The organism is Pseudomonas sp. UTLPPB19802, from assembly GCF_059730225.1.
This window is the reverse complement of record NZ_AP048545.1, coordinates 1,941,251-1,955,128: the sequence shown is the minus strand read 5'-3', so window position 1 is coordinate 1,955,128 and position 13,878 is coordinate 1,941,251. Positions and strand designations below refer to the sequence as shown.

Here is a 13,878-nt window from a genome sequence, read left to right as displayed (position 1 = left end):
AAAATGTCACTCTGCCTATCGGGAGCTGATGGGCGCGCCTTGGGTTAGCCGGCGCCTGGGCCCTATAATCGAAGGACTTTGTTTGTGGAGCCCGTTATGCCGAATCTACGTCTCGCCGACCTGACCGCCGAAATCGAAGCCAACGTGCGCCGTGCGTTGCTCGAAGACATCGGCAGCGGCGACATCACCGCGCAATTGATCCCCGCCGAACGGCTGGCCAAGGCCACCATCATCAGCCGTGACGAGGCGATCATCGCCGGTACCGCCTGGGTCGATGCCGTGTTCCGCCAGCTCGACCCACGGGTCGCGGTGCATTGGCAGGTGCGTGACGGCGAGCGGGTCCAGCCGAATCAGGCGCTGTTCCACCTCGAAGGGCCGGCGCGTTCGCTGCTCAGCGGTGAACGCAGTGCACTGAACTTCCTGCAGATGCTGTCGGGCGTGGCCACCCATGCGCGCTATTACGCCGACCTGGTAGCCGACACCTCGGTGAAGCTGCTCGACACCCGCAAGACCCTGCCCGGCCTGCGCCTGGCGCAGAAGTACGCGGTGACCTGCGGTGGCTGCCACAACCACCGCATCGGCCTGTACGACGCGTTCCTGATCAAGGAAAACCATATCGCCGCCTGCGGCGGGATCGCCCAGGCGGTCAGCGCGGCGCACAAGATCGCTCCGGGCAAGCCGGTGGAGATCGAGGTCGAAAGCCTGGACGAACTGAAGGAAGCCCTGGCGGCCGGTGCCGATATCATCATGCTCGACGAATTGAGCCTGGATGACATGCGCGAAGCGGTGCGACTCAATGCCGGCAAGGCCAAGCTGGAGGCCAGCGGCGGCATCAACGAGAGCACCCTGCGGCCGATCGCCGAGACGGGTGTCGACTACATCTCGATCGGCGCGATGACCAAGGACGTGAAGGCGGTGGACCTGTCGATGCGCTTGAGCCTCTGACCGGCGCTGAGCCTGCTCTTGTAGGAGCTGGCCGGGCGGCGCTCCGCTTGCTGGCAATCCACCGAAGGTGGCCATTCAAAGAGAATCATGGCGCCTGACAGGTCGCTATCGCCAGCAAGCCGGCTCCCACAGACCTTTGTGTTTGCCGCAGGTTCGGTATTAGCTGCGGGGCGGCACTCACTGCAACTGAAAGTGCCGCGCCTCATGCTCCAGCAGCCACTGCTTGGCTGCCAGCCCGCCACCGAAACCAGTGAGCGTACCGTTGCTGCCGATCACCCGATGACAGGGCACGATCACCGGCACCGGGTTGCGCCCATTCGCCGCCCCCACCGCCCGTGACGCCTTCGGCCGATTGATCTGCTGGCAGATCTGCCCGTAGCTGGTGATGCCGCCATAGGGAATCGTCACCAGCGCATCCCACACCTCGCGCTGAAATTGTGTCCCGCGCATGTTGAGCTTGAGATCGAACTCCAGACGCTCACCCGCGAAGTATTCCTCCAACTGTTGTCGCACCGACGCGAGCTTTTCCGGCGCGTGCAGCCAACCGTCCAGGGGCGTCTGGGGCCGATAGTCCAGTTCGAAGCGCAACTCGCGCAGCCCGTCGTCATCGGCCACCAGCATCATCGGTCCGATGGGCGAAGGAATCACGTCGTAATAGATCGTTGTCATTTTCGGCTCCTGCGTATCAATTCCGACGCCACGGCCTGGCGCCACAGGTACATGACCGAATAGGCGCGCCATGGGCGCCAGTCTTCGGCCAGGGCCTGTAGGGCCCGGGTACTCAGTGGCGGGCCGTCCGTCACCACTTCCCGACGCAGGATCAGGTCCGCGGCGGGAAACGCATCCGGGTGATTGAGCACCCGCATGGCAATGTAATGGGCTGTCCATTCGCCAATACCGGGCAAGGCCACCCAGCTCCGGACGAAATCCTCCAGGCGCTGCTCGGTACGAAAATTCACCCGACCGTCGAGCAACGCCCTGGCAATCCCCTGGATCGTCGCGGTGCGGGCGCGAATGACACCGATGGCGCCCAGGTCGGCGTCGAGCAGTTGTTCCGGCGTCGGAAACAGCCGGTCCAGACCAGGCGCCGGTGGCACCTCGATTACGCTGCCGAAACGGGTCAGCAGGCGCGCGGCCAAGGTACGCGCCGCCGCAACGCTGACCTGCTGCCCCAGCACCGCCCGTACCGCAACCTCGAAACCGTCCCAGCCACCGGGCAGACGCTGCCCAGGATAACGCTCGACCAACGGCGCCAGCACCGGGCTTGCACCGAGGGTGGCGACGATTGCCTGCGGGTCGGCATCCAGGTCGAACATCCGCCGAATCCGCGTCACCACCGGCAGCATCTGCGCCGGCGGCACGTTGAACAACTCCAGCTTCAGGGCATGCGCCTCGCCGGGCCAGGCGCTGACCTGCAGCCAACTGGGCGACTCGACGCTGCCGAACACCCGGCGATAACGGTCCGCCTCGACCACCTCGATACCTGGCAAGGCCCGACCGGCAAGAAAGGCCAGCAGCGCCGTGAAGTCGTAGGGTGGCCGATAGCCGAGACGCAGGACCAGCGAGTTGTCGGCGGTGGTTCGAGGCGTGCGCCGCAATTCCCGGGGCGCCACATGGTTGGCCTCGGCGAACGCCGAGTTGAACCGCCGCAAACTCTGGAACCCCGAAGCCAGCGCCACCTCGGTGATCGGCATGGCGGTTTCGGTCAACAACTGCTTGGCGAACAACAGGCGCTGGGTCGCATGCACCGCAATCGGTGAAGCGCCGAGGTGCTGGACGAACAGCCGACGCAACTGTCGCCCGCCGACGTCCAGGCGCGCAGCCAGTTCGTCGAGAGAATGCTCGGTGAGAAAACCTTCATTGATCAGCTTCAACGCCCGCGCGACCCGGTGCTCGCCGTGCAGCCAGACGCTGTTGCCCGGCGCCAGCTCCGGGCGACACCGCAGGCAGGGCCGGAAACCCAATGCCTCGGCAGCCGCTGCACTGGGGTAATACTGCACGTTCTCGACCTTCGGCGGCCGTGCGGGACAGACCGGCCGGCAATAGATCCGGGTACTGAGCACGGCGGTGAAGAACACCCCGTCGAACCGCGCATCGCGGCTCAGGCGAGCCTTTTCGCAGATATCGGCAGGGGGAAATGGCGTGGCGGTTGTGCTGTTCATGGGCGCAGGTTAGCACCGGGCGGGGGATTGAACTCGCCATTTTCGGACAGCAATGATCAAAGGCGTCGCAGAATATTCCAGGCAATAAAAAACCGGCTTGAGGGGCCGGTTTGCAGGAGTGGTGCCGGAGACAGGAATCGAATCAGCTACCTCAATGCTAGATAATCAGGCGTTCAATTCAGTTTGAATATGCAAAAAGGCACTCATTTAGGTACTCAGCTCGGGCTCGGGCTCGTCTTCACAAGGGAATGCGATTGAGGGCTACCTTCGGCGCTCTCAGCGGTAGGACAAAGGACAAAGCATCCTCACGGTGATATCCGAGCTGGTGAGCCTGTAGGTAGAGCTGAGACACCGCCGGTAACAGCTGCTTTCCTTGCCGGTGGCCCAAGGTTGGGCCATCATCCGTTCACGACCTAGCTTGAGTACTCAGTGAAAAGCACCACCCCTCGCTCAAGCGCCATCCAGAACAGAGAAAAATATGAGCAGCTATATCTTCAGTAGCATTGAGGCAAGCGCGGAAATTGAAGGTTTTCTGCATGAGCTGGCCGATTGGTGCGCACAAAAATTCGTACAGTGCTACATAATCGACAAGCCACTGATTGAAGTCAAAGGCAACTACGAATCAGACAAATGTTTCGCCATATTAATCCCAAAACGAAAGATCGTATTCGCAAGTTGCAGCACAGACGAAAACACCCTATCAGAATATGCCGATGATTTCGTTGAGGATATTGGCTACATCTCAACAAAATTCAACTACAAAGAAAAAATCGGTCGACCGAAGCGCTGGCAAAATGTTTTAACCTCTCAGAAGCCAAACGCCGAAAATCTATCAATAGCAGAATACCTTGAAGCATCGGAACTAGACAACCCAGAAGAACAACGCCTTTCAGAATTGCTTGTTTCATTAGCCACCGGCAGCATTAACGATATCGAACGTGTCGGTGTAGAAGTACCTGAAAATGACCTAGATCGAATTAAGCGTAATATTTTGCTTTTCGATGGAGATCAGACTCGCTTCGTATATCAAGACTTGAAACAAAAAGAAGTCCGCATACAAGGTCTCTCAGGGACCGGCAAAACTGAGTTATTGCTTCACAAGCTTAAAGAGCTCTACGTTGCCGATGACAGTTCCAAAATTGCTGTCACGTGCCACAACAAAATTCTTGCCGCTAACCTTCGAGCAAGAATCCCCAAGTTCTTTAACTTCATGAAGGTTGAGCAGCAGATTGAATGGAACCAAAGGCTTCTTTGTGTTCATGCATGGGGTTCATCTGGCCAGCCATATTCCGGCGCATACGCAGCTATTTGCAGCGCGTACGATATTCCCTGCCACCCCTGGTCACGCTCCATGGATTTTGACCGAGCTTGCTCACTGTCTTTAGAAGCACTGAAAGCGAAAGGTGGAACGGACGGAGTATATGCGTTCGATTACATGCTGATCGATGAAAGTCAAGATTTCCCCGAGAGTTTCTTTGTGCTATGCGAACTGGCAACAAAAAACTCTCTATTCATAGCCGGCGACATATTCCAAAGCATTTTCGACGAAAGAAAAAACGCCGGAGCTAAGGCGGAATTTACACTTAGCAAGTGCTACCGCACGGCACCCACTACGCTTATGTTCGCACAGGCGCTAGCTATGGGATACTTCGAAGACCGGAAACTTAACTGGCTAGACAACGACGATTTAGATGCTTGCGGCTACCAAAACTATACCGATCCACACACGGGAGAGCTAATTCTCAAGCGCGAGCCTATCAGCAGATTTGAAGACATATCTCAAGAAAGCAGAAGTGTAGACTTAATTCGCTTGAATGGAGAGTATCGCCAGCAAAGCTGCCTGCAAATCATAGAATGTATAAGAGATATAAAAAGACAGTACCCCAACGTAACTGCAAATGATGTCGGTATTATCATGATCGACAAAGGAAAAGCAATTTACGAAATGTCTGACATGCTTGCTCAGATCATACCTAGAGAAGTCGGCTGGCCTGTTAACAAAGCCTATGAATCTGGTAACCCAAGCAAAGATGGAGAGCTTTTCCTCAGCAACACTAACCATGTGAAGGGCTTAGAGTTCCCATTTGTTATCTGCGTAACCTCCCACCTCTCGGAGTCATTCAATCATCGAAATGCCCTCTACATGGCAATTACGAGGTCCTTCCTTAAGACGTATTTTTTAGTCCCGAATGGGGCTATGAATCAAACGCTCGACAGGATTCAGGAAGGTCTAGAAAAGATCTCCGAAAGCGGTGTATTGAGAGTCATGCCGCCACCAGCTGAAGAACAAGATCGAATTAGAGCCTCCGTCAAATGGCATGGCAGACTTAAATCTTTCGATGATCTCGCGTTAGACATTCTCACAGAACTGGGCACACCTGAATCTCAAGTCGCTCGTTATCTCAATGCAATGAAGTCTCTCCTCGATCCTGATGCATCTAAAGTCGAGATCCACAAGCTTGCACGTAAGCTTACGTCGGAATAGCTCGGTATGACGGTAAATATTTTCAAAGTGGACCAATATCAGACTGAAGCTTTCACTAAGGCCATACGCAGCAGGTTTGATATTTTGAGACTATGGATGGACTCAATAAAAGTAATCATCAACTACTTTCCACCGCATGAAGCTATTACTGCCGCAGAAATCCACATCCACAACTCCAGAATGAGCAGACTATTCTACTCCAGCGGCCCTAAAACTTTTTCCGTAGCCTTTCCATTTAGGGTTGAAGCAGATGCAGGCTCATTTACCGTAAAAACCATCTCCGGCATTGATATTGATAGTAGGCTATCCTCAGAAATACTACTGATAGCATCACTTCTGAAAATAATGGCTTGATCAATGAGTGGACTCTGGCGGAACATTTCGAAAGCCAGGGTGGGGCTTCAAATGACTTTTGGCCTGTTCTGGCCGAGCTACTTGATGCAGAAGACGGATATCTGCGCTTCGACCATGACCCCGACAGACGTGATGGGCACAAACACCCCTTAGACCATGCCGACCTTTTTTATACTAATGGAGCCAGCTTCAAAATTGGACTGCATAAAAAAATTGCACTTGATGAAATTATAGACATACTCAACCGGGAAACAGACTGCCACTATCTTGGCCGAGTGACAGAGCGAAAATAGCGGACTTTAGCGCATCACTCGAAAAATCCCAAATTGCTAGCGGCTTCTGCCCGCTCTCAAGCGAACTGCAACACGATTGGTTTGTTACCCGGAGGGAGCGCCAAGGCGCTCCCCCTTATCTCTGGCAGCCCGATGTTTAGCCAATCATAGGGCGACGCTATCTTTTCTCAAACAAGCACCCGACTCCCCGACCTTGCTTGCAGCTCTCAGACTGGCTAAAAAATCTCGTTCGATGACCTTCCCGTCTCGAACGCTAGTGAACGTCGCTTTTTTCATCCAGAGATGATCTTTTCTGCTTTTATTAGGCTCGACGGTGAGCATGATTTCCACTGCCGGGCTTCCTGAAAACACTCCGGAAACTTCAGGTTTATTGAACCGGAAAGTCAGCTCATTATCGTCTGTTGCAGCCACGCTCTGTTCGCTGGTGAGAGGAGCTCCCAGCTTCGCAGCGATTGGGAATCTGGCCGAGTACAAAGCTTTACCGTCGTGGACCTGTTTGGTGATATCCAGAAGATATTGCTCGCGATCCGAGGCGCTAGTAGGGGTCGCGCACTCCTCTCCCTCCGCAACGAAGTACTTCCCCTCAAAGGCGTAATCGCTCTGCCAGCACCCAGCAAGGGAGGCGGATGCCACAGCCAGCATCACCAGTTTCCATTTTTTCACACAGCACACTCCATGATAACAATTTGCCATTATCACCTCTCCCCCTGTCTTGAGCCACCAGACGCGCCTAAGGCGTTGAGCTCCTTCACAAAAAGTTGGGCACGAAACTCGTCAAGGCTCAACAGGGCTGGCATCCAGTAGAGTCGGATGACTGGCCCTTCCGATGCCACCAATACCCGTCGTCTCACCGCCAGTTTCCAACTCCAGGAAGGAAACATTGCAGATAGAACGGCAAGATCCTTCATATCGGCATACATCATGGTTTGCCCTCGTCACTCCCTTCCCGGAGCTCAATCCACTCGGCAATGGCCCATAACCCCACGCCCAAAATTGCCAATCCGATGATCGTGTCCCGAGAAGTGGTGTAACTGAACCAACCGAAGGCGCCCTGCGGGCGAAAGAGGATGGTCATCGTGGTTCTTGGCTAACGTTGAGTTTGCGGACTTAACCTTCACCAGAGAAACCACGATGACCAAGCCCACTATCGCATTGACCGAGCTGGTTGAGAAAGGGGCAGACGCCGATCTGCTCAAGCAAATGATCCAGTACGTTGCCCAGCGCATGATGGAGTTGGATGTCGAAGGCCTGTGCAACGCTGGCTTCGACGTCAAAAGCCCCGACCGGGTAAACAGTCGCAATGGCTACCGTGATCGCCTCTGGCAAACCCGCGCTGGCGACGTTGATCTGAAGATCCCAAAACTGCGACAAGGTAGCTATTTTCCGGGCTTCCTGGAGCCGAGACGCACCGCCGAGAAAGCCATGGCAGCCGTCATCCAGGAGGCCTACATCCAGGGCGTATCGACGCGCTCGGTTGATGAACTGGTCAAGGCCATGGGCATGACCGGTATATCGAAAAGCCAGGTATCACGACTGGCTGGCGAGATCGACGAGCGCGTTCATGCCTTCCTCGATCGTCCGCTGGAAGGCGATTGGCCCTATCTCTGGATCGACGCGACCTACGTCAAAGTGCGGGAGGCCGGGCGTATCGTCTCGGTCGCCGTCATAATCGCCGTGGCCGTGAACACCAATGGTGGCCGTGAAATCCTGGGCATGCGGGTTGGCCCATCAGAGGCCGAGCCGTTCTGGACGGACTTCCTGCGCAGCCTGATGCGGCGTGGGCTACGCGGCGTAAAGCTGGTGATTTCCGACGCTCACGAAGGCCTCAAGGCCGCCGTTTCCAAGGTTTTCCATGCCACCTGGCAGCGCTGCCGCGTGCACTTCATGCGCAACGCCATGGCCCATGTCGGCAAGGGGCAGCGCACCATGGTGGCGGCGCTGCTGCGCACGGTCTTCGCTCAGGACAGCCGCCAGGAATGCCACCAGCAATGGCGCCTGGTGGCTGACCAGTTACGTGAGAAATACCCAAAGATCGCGGCGCTGATGGATGGCTGCGAGGACGAAGTGCTGGCGCACATGGCGTTTCCCAAAGCGCACCGGCAGCAATTGCACAGTACCAACCCGCTGGAACGGTTGAATGCAGAGATCAAGCGCCGCACTGAAGTCGTTGGCATTTTCCCCAACGATCCGGCCATTACCCGACTGGTTGGCGCGATGCTGCTGGAACAGAACGACGAATGGTGCCTGCAACGGCGCTACATGCAGTTGGAGGCTTTCGAAGCGGTCAGCGATAATCCGCAGGCCAAGCTGTCGGCCGTGATCAACTAAACGGCAAACTCAGTGGCCAAGGCCACGATGAGTTACACCACTTCCTGGGACACGATCATTTTTTAGGTGAGGTCCATCCAAACAGGGCGGCTGTGCAGCCCTGTTTGGATGGACCCGCATGGAAAGCAGATCATCGAAACCTCAAAGCCGTGCATTGGATCAAGCGCTCACTGCCAGCGTCCGGGCACCCCGTCTTGCGGAGATGACCCGGATGCCGATCTCAAGAATGTGCCGACGCAGCGGGCCTGCCGGTGCCGGCACGCATATCCGCGGACTCGGTCGCAGCCAAATGGTGTCGATGCGGACCAACGTATCAGCTCCCAGAAAATGCTGGTACGAGCAGGAGCATTGTCGGCGGGCCAACTCACGTTGATGGGCGTGCATGGATGCTGGATTTCAATGCAAATGCTGGGAGGTTGAGCTTGTGATCCAGGCGAGAGCATCTGACTATGTGGGTGACCAAGCAGATGGCGCATAGCGATTGGGCTATGATTGCGAAGGTTTTTGGTAGGTGGATGCCTTCCGATGTAGATGCCGCAGGATCCAAGGCTGTCTCCCAGTTCGAAGAACAAGCAAACGGCAAAAAATCTCCGAGCGGTTGAAGGCGAAATGCCATGCGTGAGGTATAGTGCGCACCTGACGTATGGATGGGATGCCTATGAGCCACCGTGTAGTAGAATTGCACTGCATCATGCCAATCGAGAATCTTCCATCAGTGTTCCAGCACGGAATTCTCTGCCACGACCGAGCTGCAGCGCTTCCGCATTCATCGGTAGCCGCCCAAGCAATTCAGGATCGTAGGGTAGGCAAGACAGTCCCAAACGGAATGCGTCTGCATCAGTATGCGAATCTTTATTTTTGCGCCCGCAATCCAATGCTCTACCTCAGGAAAAATGCTCATTCAGACCTTTGTGTTGTCAGGGTCAGCCGTGGAGTGCTAGAGCTCCCCAATGTAGTAGTGAGCGACCAGAATGCTGCCTCGGACTACGTAAGGTTTCATTCCTATCCTGACGGTATGGCAAGAATCAATTTCGACTACGTGTTCGCGGACTCCTGGAAAGATCAGGAACAGATTGTCGAATGGCAAAAAAAGGCTGCGAAATGTGCTGAAACCCTTGTTCCTGGGGCTGTGGCCCCTGGCTACATCACAGGGTTCTACACTTGTGACGACCCAACGAAGCAAAAAGTTGAGACTGTACTCGCTGGGTTGAACTGGCGAATCCCAGTAACGTCCAACCCTCATCTTTTCTTCAGGTGAACAGCGTGATCAGAGTTCTTATAGGCGACATGTTCCAAAGCAACGCGCAGACGTTGGTCAATACCGTGAACTGCGTCGGCGTTATGGGCAAGGGCGTAGCATTAGAATTCAAAAAACGCTGGCCGGGCCTAATGCAAGACTACGTGGAAAGATGCTCACAAAAGCTTGTCAAGCCCGGCATACCTTACATTTACACGGACATCCTCGGAACTTCAATTATAAATTTTCCAACCAAAGACCACTGGCGCTCCCCCTCCAAACTGGTGGACATACAAAACGGGCTAGTGATTTTTGTTGAAAACTATAAAACATGGAATATCACATCCGTAGCCTTTCCTCCTTTGGGTTGTGGAAATGGCGGACTGGAGTGGGAACTGATAGGGCCAATCATGTATAAGATGCTTTCGAAGATTGACATTCCGGTGGAAATGTACGCACCATTTGGTACTCCAGCGAGCCAACTCACTACCGACTTTCTTAGCCCGTCACAGCAAAAGCTTTTCGAAGTATCTTCGCACAAAGGCTCGAAAAACCAGAAGATAAATCCAAACTGGATTGTGCTATTAGAAGTTCTACACCAACTTGAGTCTCAACCATACGCACCTAAAGTTGGACGTACCATTTTTCAAAAAATTTGTCATGCCATCACAGCTTTGGGCGTTGACACCAATCTAGACTTCAAAAAAGCAAGCTACGGTCCTTTCTCTGAAGAAGTACAAAAGCTTTTGAGCACCTTAGCGAACGCGAATCTCATAAGTGAAGTTCAATTAGGACGAATGAATTCACTAAGAACTGGGCCAGAATATAAATCCGCGCGCGATAAATTTAAAGATGTACTACAACGCAACGATAGTAAAATATCAAAAACCGTTGATCTTTTTAGTAGAATTAAAAACACAGAACAAGCTGAAGAAGTGGCGACCGTTTTTTATGCGGTAAGCAAGCTCAAAGAAGACCAGAAAGTTACAATTGTGCCTGAGCGAGAGGTTTTTGATTTCGTCCTGTCGTGGAAGAAGGCTTGGAATACCGAATCCAAACGAGAAGCTATCGCCTCTGCGATCCGTAGTCTTGCGATCCTTGGATGGATTCGAGTCAGCTCCAGTGACTGCCTACCAGTAGCGGAGATCAGCTGTGACGAGTTTAGTTTCTGCTAAATGACAGCATTTCACCGCAAGCCCTCCCATTTTTAACTGGTTCGGGCTCAAAGAGTGAGGGGGTGCACAATCAAGACTTTGTTGCCCCCTACCTCAGTTACACACGAGCTGCAATGGCTGCGATCTGGGTAGTGAACTCGTGTATTTCACCAATAACCGACTGCAAGTGATGACTAGTGTCATAAGCGATCCAATCAGTTGGGCTACCTACTATCTTACCTAAACTACATTGCTTGATCATGGCATCACCCCAGCTGAAGTTTGGCTGCCTGTAGTGAAGTGAGCTCACAATTGTTTTCGCAAGGGTTTGACTTTGAGCAAAGCCGCCCTCGCCTTTCACAGAGTGACCGCGAACTACAAAGAATGCATTATTTACTGTATATCTAATCTTAGCATTCATATTTGGCGCAATATTATCTGAAGACCGAGGACTCCTGACTCCATAATCACCAAAATAGAGAGAGGCTCGCGGATTAGCGGATAGAAAACCTTTCCATACAATCATTTCCTTTCGCTGAACCAAGCCACTTGAGTCGCGATCTTTTACTGCTTTATCAATAGTGTCTGGTATCGAACTTGCGTTTATGATGATTTTCTCAAAACCTAGGCCTTTCATGTGCCCGTAAGCAGACTCTATGACTTCCATCAGTTCCTGCATTGGCAACCTGGTCACATCACCGATATCAATGATTACTGGAGTGCTGGACTCATTCAGCCCCACACTCAGTATCATATCTTCAATTATCTCGTTGAGGTGATCAGGGTCTCCAAGGTCCTCAATAGCCAAGTTGTCCAGCCTGATACAGAAAAATGCGTCATTCGGCAAATCCATAGCCTTGATGGTTTCTCGGTACTCTACCGCATCCCATCTGTCATATCCGATCACAGGGCAAACAACAACCCCTAGGTCGCTCAGCCTATTGCAAACATGACTCAATACTTGTTCACCACCTTCGGTAGTGAACTCGGTAGGCCATTGCGAGACATCGAGCATTACGCGCTTACCCCTAAATACCTCAGCAATCTCATGCGCACGCTTATCTAGATAGTACTCATAAGGGGTAACGCTTTTCTTACATGCGACTTCAAGATCTCTACCTTCAAGCTTGGTGATCTCAAATATAGGCGTACAACGCTCAAACGAAGACTTGTCCAACTTTTTCAAGTAAGACAGCGCCTCCATCTCACCAGATTTAGCTCGAACGATGGGGAAATACTGATTATTCATATTTCATACCTCATAGATTTTCGAGTTGAGCCCTAACCATTCCCTGGCCTATTAGATCGGTAAACTGGTTATAATTACCCGCTTCTTTTCTAAGGCGACCAGCTATAATCGCTGGGTGTATCTTAAGCTCTTTAGCTAAGTTAATAATCGTCTCTCTGCTTGGTTTCAAATATGCATCGGTACGCTTCCACATCGACCGGGGTATGAATGCATCTCGTGCTATTCTATTAGCCTCTGACTCTCTTTTGTCGGTGCTGCCGTGTTCCAAATCATCTAGGATAGCTTCACTGGCGTCATCGATATGTTTCCAAACGTGCACCATTTCATGCACCAGAGTAAACCAGAAATTGTCGACCCTGTCATACCTCAAGGTCAGCGCAATAATAGGGGTACCGTCTACCTCTTTAAGAGCAGCACCATCAAGCATTGTACCTTTTAGCTGAGGCTCAATAATTACTGCTATACCATGTTTTTTAAGCAACTCCACTGCCATTCGAGGCCCTTCCTCAAAACGACTGAGCTGAACGACCTCTTTGATTAAGGCTTCACCGACTTTTGTCTTATCGTACTCCGGAAGCTCACTTTTCATCTCCCGCGTTCTTTGTATAACTCTAGCCAGCCATGCATAAAGCGCATAAGTTGTCGTTGGAGTAGGTGAGTCACCTGAAAGCGTACGCCGGAAAGAAGCTCCACTTTCTTGCAGCCCCATTTCCGCTATAAATCCCTGAACGATGTCCTCAACAGCTTTCTTTGTTTTACTAGTGATGGTGTCAATCCAGCCCCTAGCAACCATTTCCTTAACAGGGAATTTCGACCAGTCTACATTAGACTTATTTTGGCTACTCCCAACTTCATCAAGCCCAACCAAGGTGTCAGCTGAAATACCAAGCCCTACTGCCAGAGCTCTAATCATAGGCACTGTGAGAGGTCGTTTCCTCGCTAATACTTCTGACACTCTACTTCTGGTTCCAAAATATGGAACCAAATCGGCTTGCTTCAATCCCTTTTCGGTCATACGAAAAAGAATAGCGTCAATTGGATCAGGAGCCTCTACTGGATATTTTTGCTTCTCATAGTCCTCTATGAGCATCGAAAGCAGTTCGAGCCTATCACTTTCCTCCGAACCAAGTCTCGGAGAAGAAATTATCAGAGAATGCACCTCATTAAAGTATTCGAGGTATTGTTCCTCTGTTTTGATAATTTTAGGGCTCAAGATTTTCATAATTTTTTCACTATTGCAGTGATTATTGCAATTCCTTGGGCAAAAGCGATCTTCAACTCTAAGAATGTGTTGGACTCACAGATAGAGAAGAGAAAGGTATCTTCGGAAGTTGAAAGGGCATTAGGGTACTGTTCGAGTAGCTCGGCTGGAACCTTCCACTTTGCGTGACCGATCTCACTCACCCATACACAAATCCATTTGCGGATATGCTCGCTTTCCCCCTGAAGAGGAGGCAGTTTCTCTCTACCAAGCAATCTCATGATCGTCGCTTTGTTCCCAATTTGGGAACAAGCTACCTCAACCCCTACCACACGTCAAGGGAGTGTTCCCAAATCGCGAACAACAGCCGGCCTCCACACGCACCTCACTACCCTCACGAGATTTAAAAGACGAGCTGACTTACACGCTGATTTTCTATCTTCCCCAGGAGATACTGGCGATAAACCTGC

General features: G+C 52.5%; 14 protein-coding genes. 7 read left to right on the top strand and 7 right to left on the bottom strand.

The features are described 5' to 3' along the window. The first annotated feature begins 96 nt into the window (after positions 1–96). On the top strand, positions 97–945 hold the full coding sequence (nadC, locus tag AC6I6U_RS08915; protein WP_497881595.1) for a carboxylating nicotinate-nucleotide diphosphorylase: 849 nt from the start codon (positions 97–99) through the stop codon (positions 943–945). Between the two features lie 177 nt (positions 946–1,122). Here nadC and AC6I6U_RS08910 read toward each other — a convergent pair whose 3' ends face one another. Then, positions 1,123–1,614, bottom strand: coding sequence for a methylated-DNA--[protein]-cysteine S-methyltransferase (locus AC6I6U_RS08910; RefSeq protein WP_497881594.1), 492 nt, complete (start codon positions 1,612–1,614; stop codon positions 1,123–1,125). Further along, entirely contained in the window at positions 1,611–3,107 is a 1,497-nt protein-coding gene (locus AC6I6U_RS08905; protein WP_497881593.1) for an AlkA N-terminal domain-containing protein, read from the bottom strand. The genes AC6I6U_RS08910 and AC6I6U_RS08905 overlap by 4 nt, the downstream gene beginning before the upstream one ends. Positions 3,108–3,585: 478 nt before the next feature. Here AC6I6U_RS08905 and AC6I6U_RS08900 point away from each other — a divergent pair, with 478 nt between their 5' ends. From AC6I6U_RS08900 to AC6I6U_RS08890, 3 genes are read left to right on the top strand one after another with little or no spacing between them, the layout of a single operon-like run. Continuing rightward, positions 3,586–5,592, top strand: coding sequence for an STM2767 family DEAD/DEAH box helicase (locus AC6I6U_RS08900; RefSeq protein WP_497881592.1), 2,007 nt, complete (start codon positions 3,586–3,588; stop codon positions 5,590–5,592). A gap of 6 nt (positions 5,593–5,598) precedes the next feature. Next, complete coding sequence (locus AC6I6U_RS08895; protein WP_497881591.1) at positions 5,599–5,946, top strand: STM2766 family helicase-associated protein; 348 nt, start codon at positions 5,599–5,601, stop codon at positions 5,944–5,946. Next, on the top strand, positions 5,943–6,239 hold the full coding sequence (locus tag AC6I6U_RS08890) for an STM2766 family helicase-associated protein (RefSeq protein WP_497881590.1): 297 nt from the start codon (positions 5,943–5,945) through the stop codon (positions 6,237–6,239). The genes AC6I6U_RS08895 and AC6I6U_RS08890 overlap by 4 nt, the downstream gene beginning before the upstream one ends. Before the next feature lie 144 nt (positions 6,240–6,383). On the opposite strand, the gene AC6I6U_RS08885 is transcribed toward AC6I6U_RS08890, so the two are convergent. Both AC6I6U_RS08885 and AC6I6U_RS08880 read right to left on the bottom strand, forming a co-directional pair. Continuing rightward, positions 6,384–6,902 (bottom strand): hypothetical protein, encoded by a 519-nt coding sequence (locus tag AC6I6U_RS08885; protein WP_497881589.1) that lies wholly within the window; start codon positions 6,900–6,902, stop codon positions 6,384–6,386. Positions 6,903–7,158: 256 nt separating this feature from the next. Next, entirely contained in the window at positions 7,159–7,314 is a 156-nt protein-coding gene (locus AC6I6U_RS08880) for a hypothetical protein (protein WP_497881588.1), read from the bottom strand. Positions 7,315–7,370: 56 nt separating this feature from the next. Here AC6I6U_RS08880 and AC6I6U_RS08875 point away from each other — a divergent pair, with 56 nt between their 5' ends. The 3 genes from AC6I6U_RS08875 to darG all read left to right on the top strand — a co-directional run bounded on the left by AC6I6U_RS08875 (position 7,371) and on the right by darG (position 10,979). Next, a complete protein-coding gene (locus AC6I6U_RS08875; RefSeq protein ID WP_497878096.1) occupies positions 7,371–8,567 on the top strand; it encodes an IS256 family transposase in 1,197 nt (398 codons plus the stop codon). A 658-nt stretch (positions 8,568–9,225) separates the two neighbouring features. Continuing rightward, on the top strand, positions 9,226–9,825 hold the full coding sequence (locus AC6I6U_RS08870; RefSeq protein ID WP_497881587.1) for a DUF4433 domain-containing protein: 600 nt from the start codon (positions 9,226–9,228) through the stop codon (positions 9,823–9,825). A 5-nt stretch (positions 9,826–9,830) separates the two neighbouring features. Further along, positions 9,831–10,979, top strand: coding sequence for a type II toxin-antitoxin system antitoxin DNA ADP-ribosyl glycohydrolase DarG (darG, locus tag AC6I6U_RS08865; protein WP_497881586.1), 1,149 nt, complete (start codon positions 9,831–9,833; stop codon positions 10,977–10,979). A 97-nt stretch (positions 10,980–11,076) separates the two neighbouring features. Here darG and AC6I6U_RS08860 read toward each other — a convergent pair whose 3' ends face one another. Genes AC6I6U_RS08860 through AC6I6U_RS08850 form a run of 3 tightly spaced genes read right to left on the bottom strand, consistent with a single transcriptional unit; the run spans position 11,077 to position 13,689 of the window. Next, a complete protein-coding gene (locus AC6I6U_RS08860; RefSeq protein WP_497881585.1) occupies positions 11,077–12,207 on the bottom strand; it encodes a beta family protein in 1,131 nt (376 codons plus the stop codon). 10 nt (positions 12,208–12,217) lie between these two features. Continuing rightward, positions 12,218–13,429, bottom strand: coding sequence for an ImmA/IrrE family metallo-endopeptidase (locus tag AC6I6U_RS08855; RefSeq protein WP_497881584.1), 1,212 nt, complete (start codon positions 13,427–13,429; stop codon positions 12,218–12,220). After that, complete coding sequence (locus AC6I6U_RS08850) at positions 13,426–13,689, bottom strand: type II toxin-antitoxin system HigB family toxin (RefSeq protein WP_176513881.1); 264 nt, start codon at positions 13,687–13,689, stop codon at positions 13,426–13,428. Before AC6I6U_RS08850 ends, AC6I6U_RS08855 begins: the two co-directional genes overlap by 4 nt. Positions 13,690–13,878 lie beyond the last annotated feature (189 nt).